The organism is Falsiroseomonas sp. HC035, from assembly GCF_050563525.1.
In the GTDB taxonomy this organism is placed as follows: domain Bacteria; phylum Pseudomonadota; class Alphaproteobacteria; order Acetobacterales; family Acetobacteraceae; genus Falsiroseomonas.
The window spans coordinates 559,470-574,854 of record NZ_JBNXUN010000002.1 but is presented as its reverse complement, the minus strand read 5'-3'; the positions used below and the strand labels follow the sequence as shown (position 1 = coordinate 574,854).

The window sequence follows — 15,385 nt, the reverse complement described above, 5'->3', positions numbered from 1 at the left end:
AATAAGATTTGGTATCAGGTGGCACGGCGGCCGATGACCATGCGGTATATTGCCAGCACGATCACTGCGCCGACAACCGCGCCGATGAAGCCCGCGCCCTCCCCAGCTCGATACCAGCCCACTGCCTGGCCGAGCCAGGTCGCCACCACGGCACCGACGATGCCGAGCAGGATGGTGATGATGAACCCGCCGGGATCGCGCCCCGGCATGAGGAACTTCGCGAGCGCGCCCGCGAGGAAGCCGATGATGATCGTCCAGATGAAACCCACGTGCACTCTCCCTGCCCCGATGGCGATGTAAGCGCCAAAAACCCTCGCGGTTCCCAATCTATCTGCCGCAAACCATCCGCGGCCGCGCCCCGGCCCCCGGCGGGATCACCAGCCGCGCCTGCCGCCCCGGCGGGCACAGCCCCGCTACCGTCCGCGCCGGCAGGGCGGCGCCGCGCGCGACGCGAACCTTGGTGTGGTAGGCGAGCCCGCGGCCAGGCTCCATCGAATGATACTGCGCCACCGCCTCCGCCCAGCTCCCGGTGCGGCCGCGCAGCTCCCGCAGGAAGCGCACGGCGTAGGCGACGTTGACCTGCGGGTCGAAGGCGGTGGCGAGGTCCAGGAAGGCCTCCGGGTGATACACCAGGTTCACCTGCATGCAGCCGACATCGATGGACCGTCGCCCGGCGGCGCGCAGGGCCTGCACGGTCTCCACCGCCTCCGCCGCGGATTCCGGGAAGAGGCCCTCGCCGCCGGCGTTCAGCGCGAAAGGCCAGGGGGCGGTGCCGCCGCCCGGCCTGGCGCGGCCGCTCTCGACGCGGGCGATGGCCAGCAGCAGGCCGTCCGGGATGCCGCTGCGCGCCTCCGCCGCCGCGATGGCGCGGGCGCAGGCAGTCCAGGGGTCCGGTTGCGCCCGCGCGGCGAGGGGCCACAGCAGCAGGCACAGGACAATCAGGCGAAGCAGGGCCATGCCGCCACCTGCCGGGGCCATGCCGGCCGCGTCAACCTCGGATCGGGGTCGCCACCTCGGTCGTGAAGAAGGGCAGCGTCTCCGGCAGCCCGACCAGCAGCAGCAGGCCGAGCCCGACCGCGGCCGCGGAGGCCACCACCAGCGTCGCCATCCGCGCCGCGCTGCGCAGCGGTGCGACCAGCAGGGAAGCCAGCAGCCCGGCCCCGCCTGCCAACATCAACGTCGCCGCGGCGAAGATCGCCGTCATGGCCGTGGCAGCCAGGCCCGCAGCAGGGCCGCCCACAACTCCGCCGGTGCCTGCCCCTGGCCGGTCATCCTCGTCACCCCTGTTCGCCAGGCACACCAGACCAGGGCGTTGTAACCACCGCATGGCACGACTGTGTCGAAACCTTGCCGCAACGTGAGGGCGGCTGATCTTGCAGGTCGGGCGGCCCGGCATGACCTATCGGTGGTCGCAAGGTTGACCCGCACCATCGCAGGCCCCTAGCGTCGCAATGAAATCTTCACGGACCGGATCGCCATGGGTCCCATCACCAGGCCGCCGCGCCCAACCGGGGCGCCCAGCATGACCTTCGCCCACACGGCCATTCCCTTGCCGCCGGGGCTCGATGAGCGCAGTGCCGCGGTGCTGCGGGAGCTGGTGGAGACCTACGTCCAGACCGGCGAGCCGGTCGGCTCCCGCACCCTGTCGCGCCGCCTGCCGCATTCGCTGTCCCCGGCCACCATCCGCAACGTCATGGCGGATCTGGAGGAAGCCGGGCTGCTGTTCGCCCCGCACACGTCCGCCGGGCGCCTGCCGACGGAGCGTGGGTTGCGCCTGTTCGTCGACGGCCTGCTGCAATTCGGCGCACTGCCGGAAGAGGAGCGGGATGCGATCGCCGCGCGCTGCGCCGCCGGCGGCCGGTCCCTGCAGGAAACCCTCGGCGAGGCCAGCCAGATGCTGTCGGGCTTGGCAGGCGCCGCGGGCCTGGTGGTGGCGCCGAAGCGGGAAGCGCCGGTGCGGCACATCGAATTCGTGGCGCTGGGCACCGGCCGCGCCCTGGTGGTGCTGGTCACCGCCGATGGCCAGGTGGAAAACCGCGTCATCGAGGTGCCGCTCGGCCTGCCGCCCAGCGCCCTGCAACAGGCCAGCAACTACCTGAACGCCCGCCTGTCCGGCCGCACGCTGGAAGAAACCCGTGGCACGGTGGCGGAGGAGATATCCGCCAACCGCACCGCGCTGGACGCCCTGACCAATCAGGTGATCGAGGCCGGGCTCGGCACCTGGTCCGGCGGCGCCGGCGGCTCGCTGATCCTGCGCGGCCAGGCCAAGCTGTTGCAGAATTTGGGCCAGAACCTGGACTACGCCCAGCGCGTGCAGGAAATCCAGGCTCTGTTCGAACGGCTGGAGGCGCAGGAGACCATGCTGCGGCTGCTGGATCTCGCGCAGCGCGGGGAGGGGGTGCAGATCTTCATCGGCGCCGAGAGCGGGCTGTTCGACAGCGCAGGGCTCTCGATGGTGGTCTCGCCCTTCCGCAACGGCGCGGAACAGATCGTCGGCGCCATCGGGGTGATCGGTCCGACGCGGATCAACTACGGGCGGATCATCCCGGTGGTGGATTACACGGCGCGGGTGATCGGGCGGTTGCTTGGATAGCGATCACCCACTCGGCTTCGTGATCTGGGGTGTCGCCCGCTCCGGCACCACGGCACTCGAGCGGGCGGCCAACCTGGTCCCCGGCATCTTCTGCCTGCATGAAGGCCAGATCGGCTTCCAGCCGCAGCCGCCCGAACCCCGGTTCCCCCGCTTCGTCCTGGGTGGCGACCGAGGCTGGATCGGCGCCGAGGAACTGACGCGGGCGCGGGCCCTGCTGCGCGCCAAGCTGAAGGCCGGCGGCGTCGCGCTGTATGGCAACAAGCATCCCGGCTATGTCAGCATCGTCTCCCAGCTTCGGGCGCAATTCCCCGACTGCCGGAACCTCGTGATCCATCGCGGCACCGCGGGCTTCCTGCGGTCCTGGGACGTCAAGGCCGCCCGGCAGCGGCGCGGCTGGGATGTGCACCAGACCGGGCTGATCGGCCTGTGGGAGTGGATCCTGGCCCTGGATGCGCTGGCGAGCTTTCCCGAACGGACGCTGGTCGTGTCCTTCGATGCGATCTTCACCGGGGACCTCGATTGCTTCGGCGACCTGGTCGGGCGGCTGCTGGGCAGCCCGGCCGACCAGGCGACCCGGGCCCGTTTCGAGGCGGAGCTGTTTCGCCAGGGCCCCGATGATTCGGGTGCGGAGGCGGACGAGATCTACCGCCCGATTCTCGCCAGCGTCGGCGCGCCCGATCTCGACCGTGCGGTCCGCGGCTGGCGCCTGGCCGATGCCGCCGATCATGCGGCGTACCTCCGGGCTTTCGTGGACGCTGCGGCGCCGAAGGTGGCGCGCTTCGTCACCGGCGCGCTGGCCGCGTCGGGATGCGCCGAAAAGCAGCGTTTCGCCGCCACCTGGCTTGGGCTGCGCCAGCACCGCTACGGCAAATCCACGCGACCCAGCGCGGCGGTGCTGGAGGGGTTCGGGCTGCTCCTGCGGCAGGCCGCAACGGCTTGATACGGGCCTGGCCAGGCCGGTACTGCACGCGGCGCTTTTCCCGGCTATATCAGGGGGAAGCAGGAGCGCCCCGTGGTCCACATCACCTCCCCCGCCTTCAAGGCGAACGCCTCCCGCGCCCTGGCCGATGTCGGCCTGCAGAAGGCGCTCGACCGCAGCAAGGGCACCTCGCACGCCAAGCGGGCGGCGGCGGTGGCGGCGCTGCCGGAGTTCGAGCGGCTGCGCGACATCGGCCGGGACATCAAGAACCACACGCTGGCGAACCTGGACTTCTACCTGGAAGCCTATGCGGCGAAGGTGGAGCGCGCCGGCGGTACGGTGCACTGGTGTTCCACCGCGGATGACGCCCGCGCCACGGTCCTGAAGATCTGCCGCGACAAGGGCGCGCGCACGGTCACCAAGGGCAAGTCGATGATCTCCGAGGAACTCGGCATCAACGACCACCTGGAGGCGCATGGCATCGAGCCGGTGGAGACCGACCTCGGCGAATACATTCTGCAAATCCGCAAGGAGCCGCCGAGCCACATCATCGGCCCGGCCTTCCACCTCAACCGCGAGGACTGGGAGAGCACGTTCCGGGAGATCCATACGGAACTGCCGAAGGACCGGGTGTTCCACGAACGCAGCGATATCATGGCGGAGGCGCGGACCAAGCTGCGCTCCCGCTTCCTCGCCGCCGATGTCGGCATCACCGGCGCCAACTTCCTGATCGCCGAGACCGGCAGCAACGTCATCGTCACCAACGAGGGCAATGGCGACCTGACGCAGACCCTGCCGAAGACGCACATCGTGCTGGCCAGCATCGAGAAGGTGGTGCCCACGCTGGAGGATGCGACCAGCCTGCTGCGGCTGCTCGCACGGTCCGCCACCGGCCAGGATTTCTCCGTCTACACCACCCTTTCCACCGGCATCCGGCGCGATGGCGACCTGGATGGGCCGGAGGACTACCACGTGGTCCTGATCGACAATGGCCGGTCCAACATGATCGGCACCGACTTCCAGGAAATGCTGCGCTGCATCCGCTGCGCCGCCTGCATGAACCACTGCCCGGTCTATGGCGTCGCCGGCGGGCATGCCTATGGCTGGGTCTACCCTGGCCCGATGGGCAGCGTGCTGACCCCCACCCTGATCGGCATCGACAAGGCCGGCAACCTGCCCAACGCGTCGACCTTCTGCGGCAAGTGCGAGAGCGTCTGCCCGGTGAAGATCCCGCTGCCGAAGCTGATGCGGCATTGGCGGGAACGCGAATTCGAGCGGCACCTGTCGCCGCAATCCGTGCGCTCCGGCCTTGCCTTCTGGGCCTGGTTCGCGAAGCGGCCGGGGATGTACCGGATGGCGACGAAGCTCGGCATCGGCGCGCTGTCACTGCTCGGCCGCGGCAAGGGCGGGTTCAAGTCGCTGCCGCTGGCCCGCGGTTGGACGGCGGGGCGGGACCTGCCGGCGCCGGAGCCGGGCGGCACCTTCATGGCCCGCTACCGCACCACCCGGCACGGGGCACGCCGCCGATGAACCGTCCACCTTATGAGCCAGCCGGCGACGAGGCCGAGCGCGTCCGCGGCTACCCCTTCCCGGACCAGCGCGCGCCGGACCGCGTGGCGCCCCGCCCAACCGGAACGCTCGAGGAAATCTACGCCCGGATCGACGCCACCACCCCCGCGGCGCGGCTGAACGAGGATCTCGACCGCATCGAGACCGCGCTGGCCCGGCTGGAACAGGCGGTCCGCGAAGCGTTGGAGCAGGATCGCCAATGACCAAGGACGCCATCCTCGGCGCCATCCGCCGCGGCCTGAAGCGCGGCCCGCTGCCCGCCGACCAGGCGGCGATGCTGGAAGGGCGGCTCGCCACCCACCCGCGCCACCTGATCCCGGCGCGGTCCCGCCTGCCGCGCGCCGAACAGATCGCGCTGTTCATCCGCAACGCCGAGAAGGAATTCGCCACGGTTGAGCGGGTGCCGGACGCAGCCGCAATTCCGGCCGCGGTGGCGGATTACCTGGCCGCGCAGAACCTGCCCTCCCGCCTGGTGATGGCGCCGCATCCGGACCTGCTGGGCATCGACTGGTCGACTCGCCCGATGCTGGAACGCGAGGCCCGCCGCGCGCAGGATGGCGATGCGGTCTCCCTGCAACATGCCTGGGCCGGCATCGCGGAGACCGGCACGCTGGTGCTGCCCTCCGGTCCCGAGCGTCCGACCACGCTGAACCTGCTGCCGGATACCGAGATCGCGGTGCTGCGCGCCTCCGACGTGGTCGGCGCCTATGAGGAAGCCTGGGACCGGCTGCGGGCCGGGCAGGCGGATGCGCTGACTGGTGGCTTCATGCCGCGCAACATCATGCTGGTCACCGGCCCGTCGCGTTCCGCCGATATCGAGCAGACGCTGGAACTCGGCGCCCACGGCCCGCGCCGGCTGCACATCCTGCTGATCGAGGACGAGCCCGCCCCGCGCATGGAAAGCCCCGCGGAGGCCCGGGCCGAGGCGGTGGCGCAGCCCGGCACCGCCGCCGTCCCGGGCGACTGAGCAATCCCCATGCGCGCCAAGCGGCTGAGCCCGGCCGACCTCGCGCTGTGGCGCGCCTTCACTGCCGAGATCTCCCCATTGTTCGGGCATGAGCGGCCCCCTGCGCCACCCGAGCCGCCGGCGCCCGCGTCCGCCGCGCCGGTGCAGGTGGCGCCGACGCCCGTGAAACCCGCGCGCCCGGCGCCGCCGCCGGAAATCCGGGTGGGAGAGGTGCCGGGCGGGCTCGATCGCAAGCGCTGGGCGGCGCTGCGCCGCGGCGACATGCGTGCGGAACGCACGCTGGACCTGCATGGGCGGCGCGCCGCGGAGGCGCACCTGGTGTTCCGCGCCTTCCTGCACCGGGCGGCGGCGGAGGGCATCCGCACCGTCACGGTGGTCACTGGCAAGGGACCGCAGCCGGAAGGCGGCATCCTGCAGCGTGAATTGCCGCACTGGCTGAACGACCCGGACATGCGCCCCCTGGTACTCGGCGCCGCGCATCCGCACCCGACCAATTCCGGGGCGGTGAACCTGCTGCTGCGGCGGCGGCGGACGAACCGGGGGTGACAACCACCTTGTCCGGCTGGCACGGCCCCCTCTCACCCAACCCTTTCCCCCGCAGGGCGGGGAGGGCTGCGACAGCCGGCAAGGATCAGCGATGACCCCCTTCGGCGCCCGGCTGCGCATGCTGCGGCGCCAGCGTCGGGTGACGCTGAAGGCGCTGGCGACGCACCTCCAGGTTTCCTCCGCCTACCTGTCCGCGCTGGAACACGGCCATCGCGGACGGCCCTCCGCGGGCCTGGTGCACCAGGTGAACGAGTTCTTCGGCCTGATCTGGGACGAGGCGGAGGAGCTTTCCGATCTCGCAAAGCTGTCCCACCCCAAGGTCTCGCTGGACACCGGCGGCCTGACGCCGGAGGCAACGGCGCTGGCCAACCGCCTGGCGGAGTCGATCCACCGCCTCAGCCCGCAGACGGTCGCCGCCATGCACGGGCTGCTGGATCGGGACGTCCCGGGGGAGGTGCCGGGCGAGAAACCCCGGCTGCGCCGCGCCGCACGTTAATCCCTGGGATGCCCATCCCGCAGCAACTGCCGCAGGCGGGAGAAATCCAGCCCCTCCAGCAGGTCGTCGGCGGATAGCGACGCCCCCCACATCGCCTCCAGCACCGCCATCGCCGCCCCGGTCAGCGGCATCGGCACGCCCCGCGCCGCCGCCAGCCGCAGCCACAGCGCAAGGCCGTAGGTGACGCTCTGCGCCAGCTGCGTCGCATCCAGCCCGCGCAGCCCCGGCGCCGGGCGAAGTGCGGCCAGGGCGCGCGCCATCACCGGCAGCGGCCCGACCGGCACGCCCGCCATGCGGTGCAGCCCGGCCGGCAGGCTTGGCACGGCGTGGCCATAGGCCTCGGCCAGCGCCAGGCGCTCGGCATCCAGCCGTTCCGCCAGCCGGCAGATCGCGGGCGTCATCTGGCGATGCTGGTCCCAGGCCTCGCCGGCTTCGATCCGGGTTACGTTGCCGAGGATCAGCGCCGATTGCAGGACCGGCTCATGCGCCGCCAGTGCCGCGCCCAGAGCATCCGACAGGTGCACGAAGGCCATGCCGAACAGGTCCGAGCACAGCCGCGCCATGGCTTCGGCGGAAGCCGCCGGCACCGTCGCGATCTCCACGGCCTCCGGCAGCGCCAGGATGCGCACCTCGTCACCGGCCAGGCGTTCCGCCACCACCGGCGGCACCGCCAGCGCCGCCACCGGCACGCGCAGCCCGCGCCGCGCCAGCAGCCGGTCCAGCAGCAGGGGGGCGAGGGAATGGCTCGGCGCAAGCAGCACCGGCACGCCATCGGGCAGCATCGGCGCGATGCGGCGCAGCAGCGGGCCCAGCGCATGCGGCGGCACGCTGACCAGCACGGCGGAGGCACGGTCCAGCGCGCGCGCCACATCCACCGCGACGGAGACCCGCGCGGTGCCGGAGAGCACGCCCTGCACGCTCAGGCTGCTGCCGATGCCGTGCGTGCCGCCGCCGCGCGGCGACCAGATGGCAGCTTCATGCCCGCGGCTGACGGCCAGAGCGGCCGCCCCCGGCCCGACGGCACCGGCACCCAGGACGGCCAGGCGCATCGGCTCAGGCCCCCGCCGCGGCAGGGCGGGTGGCAGGACAGGATCGGTGCGGAAACAGGGTCATCCGGCAAGCTTACAGCCCCGCATCGAGCTTCGCACCCCACCCGGCAAGGTTGCCATGGTCGGAACCGCGCAGGGAGTTCAGCGTCGAGTTCATGCGATCGTCGCAAGGGATTCATTGCCCTGCCTCGAAACGCGGTATTAATGCGATGTCATGCAGGCAACCGCTCGACTGACCGCACCGGACGCGTTGCGCCCCCGCAAGCGGCGCAAGGCCATCCAGTTCTCCGCCTCGGACCCGGAAGGGATGTGGGGGGATGTGCTCGGCTTCCGGCCGCATGGCGGGCGATTCCGCGCGGTGCGGCGGCTGGTCACGCTGCTGCTGTGGACCATCATCGCCATCCCGATCCAGGCGCTGCTGCTGGTGCTGCCGGGGCGGGGGCACATCGCCTTCGCACGGATCTACCACCGCACCCTGTGCGCCCTGATGGGCCTGCGGCTTCAGGTGGTCGGCGAACCCGCGCCGGGGGCACCGGTGCTGTACGTCTCGAACCATTCCTCCTGGCTCGACGTGCTGGCGTTGGGCGCGACGCTGGAAGCCGCCTTCGTCGCCAAGTCTGAGATCGATGGCTGGCCGCTGATCAACATGGTGGCGCGGCTCGGCCGCACCGTCTTCGTCAGCCGCCGCCGCACCGGCACGAAGGGGGAGGCGGATGCAATCCGCACGCGGCTTGCCGCCGGCGACAACCTGATCCTGTTCCCCGAGGGCACCACCAGCGATGGCGGCCGCGTGTTGCCCTTCCGCAGCGCCTTCCTGTCGGTGGCGGACCGCGCGCAGGTGGTGCAGCCGGTGTCCGTGGTGTTCGACCGGCTCGGCGGTCTGCCGGCCTGCCGGCGCGACCGGCCGCTGTTCGCCTGGTACGGCGACACGGACATCCTGACGCATTTCTGGCGCATCGCCCGGCGGTCCAACAGCCGCGCCACCATTATCCTGCACGCACCGATGAACCCGGCAGACTACCCCGACCGCAAGGCGCTGGCCGCGGCCTGTGCCGGGGTGGTGGCGGATTCCTGCTCGACGCTGCGCCAGAACCGGCCCGCTGTCCCGTTGCAGGCGCCGATCCCCCTCAAGGTCCAGCGCGCGGAGACGCTTCCCGCTTGACCCGACACGGCGCCATCCCGCAGCCTCTCATGGTGCTGAACCCCGCCTGGCCCGCCGGGCCGAACCCTCCTGGACCGTTGGACCGCGCTTGACCCCGGCGCGCGGCCTGCGCAAATCCCCCGCTTTCCCCTGCCCCGGTCCGGGCGGGGCGGCGGAGCACGGTCCGGCATGAGTTCCGACAAGAAGAAGCTCTTCATCCGCAGCTGGGGCTGCCAGATGAACGTCTATGACAGCGGCCGCATGGCCGATGTGCTGGCCCCGCTCGGCTATGCCCCGGCCACGGCGCCGGAAGACGCCGACATGATCGTGCTGAACACCTGCCACATCCGCGAGAAGGCCAGCGAGAAGCTGTTCTCCGAGCTTGGCCGGCTGCGGGTGCTGAAGCAGGCGAAGGAACAGGGCGGCGGCCGGCTGATCCTGGCGGTCGCTGGCTGCGTCGCCCAGGCGGAGGGCGCTGAAATCACCGCGCGCGCACCCTATGTGGACCTCGTGCTGGGACCGCAGAGCTATCATCGCCTGCCCGAGATGGTGACGCGGATCAGCCGCGCCGTCGGCGCGGTGATCGAAACCGATTTCCCGACCGAGCAGAAGTTCGACTTCCTGCCCGACTCGGTCACGCCGCAGGGCGTCACGGCCTTCCTGACCATCCAGGAAGGCTGCGACAAGTTCTGTTCCTTCTGCGTTGTGCCCTACACCCGTGGCAGCGAATTTTCGCGATCTGCCGCCGCCGTACTGGCGGAGGCTCGGCACCTGGTCGGGCAGGGCGCGCGCGAAATCACGCTGCTCGGTCAAAACGTGAACGCCTGGCACGGCGAGGGCCTGTCGGGCGGCAGCTGGAGCCTCGACCGGCTACTGCTGGAGCTGGCCGAGATCCCTGGCCTCGCCCGGCTGCGCTACACCACCAGCCACCCGCGCGACATGACCGACGCACTGATCGCGGCACACGGGACGATCCCGCAGCTCATGCCCTTCCTGCACCTGCCGGTGCAGTCGGGGTCCGACCGAATGCTCGCGGCGATGAACCGCGGCCACAAGGCGGACGACTATTTCCGCATCGCCGACAAGCTGCGGGCGGCGCGGCCCGACATCGCGCTGTCGTCCGACTTCATCGCCGGCCACCCGGGCGAAACCGAAGCCGACCACCAGGCGACGCTGCGGCTGATCGAGCGGGTCGGCTTCGCGCTGGCCTACTCGTTCAAGTACTCCTCTCGCCCCGGCACGCCGGCCGCCACCGCGCAACTCCAGGTGACGGAGGCGGAAAAGGACCGCCGGCTGCAGGAAATCCAGGCCCTGCTGCGGGAACAACAGGACGCCTTCAACCGTTCCTGCGTCGGCCGTGCCTGCGATATCCTGGTGACCGGCCCGGGGCGGCATCCCGGGCAGTTCGCCGGGCGTTCCCCCTGGCTGCAGCCGGTACATGGCGTGGCTACGCCTGGGGTGCATGGCGTAGCGACGCCCGGATCGAAGGGTGAGGGCTCCCCCGACCTCGCCGGCCAGGTGCTTCCGGCGGTGGTCACCGCCGCGCTGCCCAATTCGCTCGCCGTGCGCCTCGAGGGGAATGAGGCGCTCGGTCCTCCCGCACAAACGCCCCGTCAGGAGAAGGCCGCCGCTTGAACACCCCCCCCGCCGCGATCAGCCTGCGTCCCGCCGCTCGCCCGGCCCCGCCCGCCAGCCTGGCGGGCAACCCCAACATGCAGCGCGTCGTCACCATGCAGTTCGACGACAACGCCCTGCTGCCGCTGCTGTACGGCGAGCATGACCGCAACCTGGCCCGCATGGAGGTCCGCCTCGGCGTCCGCCTCGGCAGCCGGGGCAACCGTCTGACCATCACCGGCGCGCCCGAGCGGACCGATGTGGCGGAAGCAGCGTTGATGGCGTTGTGGCGAAGATTGCAGAAGAACGAACCGGTGGGTAGCGCGGAGGTCGAGGCGGCGATGCGGATGGCGGAAGGCGTGCAGGAAGCGGACCCGCGCCTGCCCTTGCAGGACCTGCCGGCGATCCGCACCCGCAAGGGCGCGATCGCGCCGCGTACCCCGGCGCAGGCCGCCTACATCGACGCGTTGGCGCGGCACGAGATGGTGTTCGGCGTCGGCCCGGCCGGCACCGGCAAGACCTACCTGGCCGTGGCCCAGGGCGTCGCATTGCTCCAGGCCGGGCGGGTCGATCGCATCGTGCTGTCGCGCCCGGCCGTGGAGGCAGGCGAAAAACTCGGCTACCTGCCGGGCGACCTGAAGGAGAAGGTCGATCCTTACCTGCGGCCGCTGTACGACGCGCTGCACGACATGATGCCGGCCGAGCAACTCACCCGCCGGATGACCGCCGGCGAGATCGAGGTGGCGCCACTCGCCTTCATGCGCGGCCGCACCCTGGCGCATTGCTACGCCATCCTGGACGAGGCGCAGAACACCACCGCGGCGCAGATGAAGATGTTCCTGACCCGGATGGGCGAGGGCAGCCGCATGGTCATCACCGGCGACCCGACCCAGGTGGACCTGCCCTACGGCCAGAAATCCGGCCTCGCCGAGGCGCTTTCGATCCTGGAGGGGGTGGAGGGCATCACGGTGGCGCGATTTGCAGAAACGGATGTGGTAAGGCATCCCCTCGTGCAACGCATTGTCGCGGCCTATGGCCGCATGGACCAATCGGCCTCCGGCCGGGCGGACCCGGCACCGCGCGGGCGTTGAGAGATTTGCGGCACGGGGCCACTGCCCCGGGCCGGAGGCAGTTGGAGAGCGATGGAACCGTTAAGTAGTCATCCCGACCCGGGCAAGCTTGCCGGGGCCGGGATGCAGGACGGGGAGGCGGGTATCACCGTCGTCCTCGCCACCCAGAAGTGGCGCGCCGCCGTGCAACGGCCGGACGCGCTGGCCCGCCGTGCCGTGGCCGCGGCGCTGCGGGATGCCGGCGCCGAGGGCGCCGTCACCGTGCTGCTGACCGACGACGCCGAGGTCAAGCGGCTGAACACCGGCCACCGCGACAAGGCGAAGCCCACCAACGTGCTGTCCTTCCCCGGCGGCATGCCCGGCCACCTGGGCGACATCGCGCTCGCGCTCGGCGTGGTGCGGCGGGAAGCGCGGGAGGCCGGGCGCAGCGCCGCGGACCACCTGGCGCACCTGCTGGCGCATGGCGCCCTGCACCTGGCCGGCCACGACCACCTGCTGGCCGGCGAGGCGCGGCGCATGGAACAGGCGGAGGCGCGCATCATGCGCCGCCTCGGCCGCCCCAACCCCTGGAAGGAGGGCCGGGGACGGCCAGCATCATGAGCGGCAACGGAGAAGACGGCACGCCCGTCGAAAAGCGCAACACCCTGCTCTGGCGCATCCAGGGCCTGCTGCGGCGCCGCACGGCGGACACGGTGCGCGACCAGGTCGAGGAACTGCTGGAAGGCCGGCAGGAGGAAGGCGCGCCGCGTACGCCGGACGGCTTCGGCGGCGGGCTCGACCCGAATGAGCGTGCGCTGCTCGGCAACGTGCTGCGGCTGCGCGACAAGGCGGCCTACGACGTGATGGTGCCGCGCGCCGACATCCTGGCGATGTCGGAGGATCTGACGCTCGACCAGGCGATCCGCCTGATCCAGCGCGAGGGCCACAGCCGCTTCCCGGTATACCGGGAGAACCTCGATGACATCGTCGGCATGGTCCACATCAAGGACGTCTTCGCCGCCGTCGGCCGCGACCCGGCCAGCTTCTCGCTGAAGGCGATCCTGCGCCGGCCGCTGTTCGTGGTGCCGACCATCCCGGTGCTGGACATGCTGCTGCAGATGCGCGCCGCCCGCATCCACATGGCGCTGGTGGTGGACGAATACGGCGGCATCGATGGGCTGGTGACGATCGAGGACCTGGTCGAGACCATCGTCGGCGACATCTCGGACGAGCATGACGAGGTGGCGCCGGTGACGATCCTGGACCGGCCGGACGGCACCGTCGAACTCGACGCCCGCACCACGGTGGAGGCATTCGAGCAGAAATTCGGCGCGGTGCTGACCGATGAGGAGCGCAGCGCCGATATCGACACCGTGGGCGGGCTGATCTTCACGCTCGCCGGCCGCGTGCCGGCGCGGGGGGAGCTGATCTCGCACCCCTCGGGCCTGGAATTCCGCGTGCTGGACGCCGACCCGCGCCGCATCCGCCGGCTGCGGGTGCGCCGGCCCGGTTTGGCCGGGGAGCCGGCGCGGCAGGCGGCGGAGTGATCGGTGGCGGAGTGATCGGGCGCTGACCCTGCGCCGGGCGCTGGCCTGGCTGGCGGTGCTGGGACTGCTCGGCGCGGCCGGCTTCTTCAGCCTGCGCCATCTGCCGCCGGAGTGGGACCCGCGCCAGCCGCTCGACCTGACGGCGGAGCCCAACCTGGTCACCGGCCTGAAGCTGCGGCGCCTGGCGCTACACTCGCAAAGCTGCTTCGCGGCGCTGGAGACCAGCGGGCTCGGCATTTCCCGCATCGCCGACCGGGACTCCGACATCGGCTGCGAGATCCGCGACGCGGTGCGGCTGCCCTCGGCCGCGCGGGTCGTGCCCGGCGGCCCGGTCGCCACCTGCCGTGTCGCCGCGAGCTGGCTGCTGTTCGAGCGCCAAGTGATGCAGCCGGCGGCGCGCCGGCACCTGGGGTCGGAGGTGGCCAGTATACGCCACCTCGGCACCCAGGCCTGCCGAAACGTCAACCATGCCGCGACGGGGCGGCGCAGCCAGCACGCCACGGCGAACGCCATCGACATCGCCGGCTTCACGCTGCGCGACGGGCGGCAGGTGACCCTGCTGCGGCACTGGGATGCGGGCGGCGCGGAGGCCGCCTTCCTGCGGGCGCTACGCGACGGCGCCTGCGACTGGTTCCGCGCCGTGCTCGGCCCGGACTACAACGCAGCGCATCGCGACCATTTTCATTTCGACATGGGGCCGTGGAGGGCGTGCAGGTGAGGTGCGCCAGGGAACCCTCCCCCCTGAAGTGGGGGGAGAGGGCTTCGTCACACCCGCATCGGCATCAGCACGTAGAGCGCTTCCGGCTTCGCGCTGTCCGTCACGATGGTCGGCGCCGAGCCGTCGGAGAAGCGGAATTCCACCGTGTCCGCGATCTGGTCCGTGATGTCGTTCAGGTAGCGGGCCTGGAAGCCGATCTCGAGCGGACCGGATTCGTAGCTCACCACGTCGCCATCCAGCTCCTCCTGCGCCTGGCCGAGCTCGGCACTGGCGGCGGACAGCAGCAGGTGGTTGCGGTCCACGGACAACTTCACGGGCCGCGACCGCTCGCTGCTGATGCCTGCGACGCGGCCGACCGCTTCGGAGAAGTCCTTCTTCTGAACCCGCAGGATCTTGTCGTTGCCGCGCGGGATCACCCGCTCATACTCCGGGAAGGTGCCGTCGATCAGCTTGGAGGTGAGCTGCACCGAGCCCAGCGTGAAGCGGATCTTCGTGTCGGACAGTGCCACCGCGACCTCGTCCTGCACTTCCTCCACCAGCTTGCGCAGCTCGTTCACCGTCTTGCGCGGGATGATGACGCCCGGCATGCCGGCGGCGCCGTCCGGCAGCGCTTCCTCGACCCGGGCCAGCCGGTGCCCATCGGTCGCGACCGCCCGCAGAACCTTGGTGCCGCCGGATTCGGTGGCGTGGATGTAGATGCCGTTCAGGTAGTAGCGCGTTTCCTCGGTGGAGATCGCGAAGCGCGTACTGTCGATCAGGCCGCGCAGCATGGCGGCGCCGATGGCGAATTTATGCGGCAGCTTGCCCTCGGTCATGGAGGGGAAATCCTCCACCGGCAGCACCGAGAGCTTGGCGTCGAAGCGCCCCGCCCGCAGCGTCATCTGCGCGTCGCCGCCGGGGTGGTCCAATTCGAGCTTCGCGCTGTCCGGCAGCTTGCGGACCAGCTCGAACAGGGTCGCGGCCGGCGCGGTGGTGCGGCCGGCGCGGGTGACGCTGACGCCGGGCACGTCCTCCACCACCGCGATCTCCATGTCCGTCGCGGTCAGTCGCAGGCCACCCTCGCGGGCTTCCAGCAGGATGTTGGCGAGGATGGGGATGGTGTTGCGACGTTCGACCACGCTCTGCACATGCGCGAGCGCCTTGAGCATCACCGCCCGGTCCACCGTGAATTTCATGG

The 15,385-nt window shown here is 71.1% G+C and carries 18 protein-coding genes; 13 read left to right on the top strand and 5 right to left on the bottom strand.

Translation table 11 applies throughout. The features are described from left to right. Window positions 1-14: 14 nt before the first annotated feature. The 3 genes from ACLF3G_RS07210 to ACLF3G_RS07200 are packed head-to-tail and all read right to left on the bottom strand — an operon-like array spanning window position 15 to window position 1,204. Window positions 15-269, bottom strand: coding sequence for a GlsB/YeaQ/YmgE family stress response membrane protein (locus tag ACLF3G_RS07210; protein WP_430668667.1), 255 nt, complete (start codon window positions 267-269; stop codon window positions 15-17). Window positions 270-327: 58 nt separating this feature from the next. Next, on the bottom strand, window positions 328-957 hold the full coding sequence (locus ACLF3G_RS07205; protein ID WP_430668666.1) for a hypothetical protein: 630 nt from the start codon (window positions 955-957) through the stop codon (window positions 328-330). A gap of 31 nt (window positions 958-988) precedes the next feature. Next, a complete protein-coding gene (locus tag ACLF3G_RS07200; protein ID WP_430668665.1) occupies window positions 989-1,204 on the bottom strand; it encodes a hypothetical protein in 216 nt (71 codons plus the stop codon). 282 nt (window positions 1,205-1,486) lie between these two features. Here ACLF3G_RS07200 and hrcA point away from each other — a divergent pair, with 282 nt between their 5' ends. The 7 genes from hrcA (at window position 1,487) to ACLF3G_RS07165 (ending at window position 7,090) form a co-directional block, all read left to right on the top strand. After that, on the top strand, window positions 1,487-2,593 hold the full coding sequence (gene hrcA / locus ACLF3G_RS07195) for a heat-inducible transcriptional repressor HrcA (protein ID WP_430668766.1): 1,107 nt from the start codon (window positions 1,487-1,489) through the stop codon (window positions 2,591-2,593). Further along, on the top strand, window positions 2,586-3,533 hold the full coding sequence (locus tag ACLF3G_RS07190) for a hypothetical protein (protein ID WP_430668664.1): 948 nt from the start codon (window positions 2,586-2,588) through the stop codon (window positions 3,531-3,533). Before hrcA ends, ACLF3G_RS07190 begins: the two co-directional genes overlap by 8 nt. A gap of 72 nt (window positions 3,534-3,605) precedes the next feature. Then, complete coding sequence (locus ACLF3G_RS07185) at window positions 3,606-5,042, top strand: LutB/LldF family L-lactate oxidation iron-sulfur protein (protein WP_430668663.1); 1,437 nt, start codon at window positions 3,606-3,608, stop codon at window positions 5,040-5,042. Continuing rightward, window positions 5,039-5,284, top strand: a complete 246-nt coding sequence (locus ACLF3G_RS07180; RefSeq protein WP_430668662.1) for a hypothetical protein — start codon at window positions 5,039-5,041, stop codon at window positions 5,282-5,284. Before ACLF3G_RS07185 ends, ACLF3G_RS07180 begins: the two co-directional genes overlap by 4 nt. Further along, a complete protein-coding gene (locus tag ACLF3G_RS07175; RefSeq protein WP_430668661.1) occupies window positions 5,281-6,048 on the top strand; it encodes a LutC/YkgG family protein in 768 nt (255 codons plus the stop codon). The genes ACLF3G_RS07180 and ACLF3G_RS07175 overlap by 4 nt, the downstream gene beginning before the upstream one ends. A gap of 9 nt (window positions 6,049-6,057) precedes the next feature. Beyond that, window positions 6,058-6,594 (top strand): Smr/MutS family protein, encoded by a 537-nt coding sequence (locus ACLF3G_RS07170; protein ID WP_430668660.1) that lies wholly within the window; start codon window positions 6,058-6,060, stop codon window positions 6,592-6,594. A 91-nt stretch (window positions 6,595-6,685) separates the two neighbouring features. After that, complete coding sequence (locus tag ACLF3G_RS07165) at window positions 6,686-7,090, top strand: helix-turn-helix domain-containing protein (protein ID WP_430668659.1); 405 nt, start codon at window positions 6,686-6,688, stop codon at window positions 7,088-7,090. Here ACLF3G_RS07165 and ACLF3G_RS07160 read toward each other — a convergent pair. Then, window positions 7,087-8,139 (bottom strand): NAD/NADP octopine/nopaline dehydrogenase family protein, encoded by a 1,053-nt coding sequence (locus ACLF3G_RS07160; RefSeq protein ID WP_430668658.1) that lies wholly within the window; start codon window positions 8,137-8,139, stop codon window positions 7,087-7,089. The genes ACLF3G_RS07165 and ACLF3G_RS07160 overlap by 4 nt on opposite strands. A gap of 250 nt (window positions 8,140-8,389) precedes the next feature. On the opposite strand from ACLF3G_RS07160, the gene ACLF3G_RS07155 reads away from it, so the two are divergent. The 6 genes from ACLF3G_RS07155 to ACLF3G_RS07130 all read left to right on the top strand — a co-directional run bounded on the left by ACLF3G_RS07155 (window position 8,390) and on the right by ACLF3G_RS07130 (window position 14,208). Beyond that, the gene (locus ACLF3G_RS07155) at window positions 8,390-9,301 is read left to right on the top strand and encodes a lysophospholipid acyltransferase family protein (protein ID WP_430668657.1); all 912 of its coding nucleotides are present in this window, start codon (window positions 8,390-8,392) and stop codon (window positions 9,299-9,301) included. 168 nt (window positions 9,302-9,469) lie between these two features. Further along, window positions 9,470-10,915 (top strand): tRNA (N6-isopentenyl adenosine(37)-C2)-methylthiotransferase MiaB, encoded by a 1,446-nt coding sequence (gene miaB, locus ACLF3G_RS07150; protein WP_430668656.1) that lies wholly within the window; start codon window positions 9,470-9,472, stop codon window positions 10,913-10,915. Between the two features lie 77 nt (window positions 10,916-10,992). Next, on the top strand, window positions 10,993-11,985 hold the full coding sequence (locus ACLF3G_RS07145) for a PhoH family protein (protein ID WP_430668765.1): 993 nt from the start codon (window positions 10,993-10,995) through the stop codon (window positions 11,983-11,985). Window positions 11,986-12,087: 102 nt separating this feature from the next. Further along, a complete protein-coding gene (ybeY, locus tag ACLF3G_RS07140) occupies window positions 12,088-12,564 on the top strand; it encodes an rRNA maturation RNase YbeY (RefSeq protein WP_430668655.1) in 477 nt (158 codons plus the stop codon). Next, window positions 12,561-13,490, top strand: a complete 930-nt coding sequence (locus ACLF3G_RS07135) for a hemolysin family protein (protein WP_430668654.1) — start codon at window positions 12,561-12,563, stop codon at window positions 13,488-13,490. Before ybeY ends, ACLF3G_RS07135 begins: the two co-directional genes overlap by 4 nt. Window positions 13,491-13,545: 55 nt before the next feature. Then, window positions 13,546-14,208, top strand: a complete 663-nt coding sequence (locus ACLF3G_RS07130) for an extensin family protein (RefSeq protein ID WP_430668653.1) — start codon at window positions 13,546-13,548, stop codon at window positions 14,206-14,208. 47 nt (window positions 14,209-14,255) lie between these two features. On the opposite strand, the gene dnaN is transcribed toward ACLF3G_RS07130, so the two are convergent. Further along, window positions 14,256-15,383 (bottom strand): DNA polymerase III subunit beta, encoded by a 1,128-nt coding sequence (gene dnaN / locus ACLF3G_RS07125; RefSeq protein ID WP_430668652.1) that lies wholly within the window; start codon window positions 15,381-15,383, stop codon window positions 14,256-14,258. Window positions 15,384-15,385 lie beyond the last annotated feature (2 nt).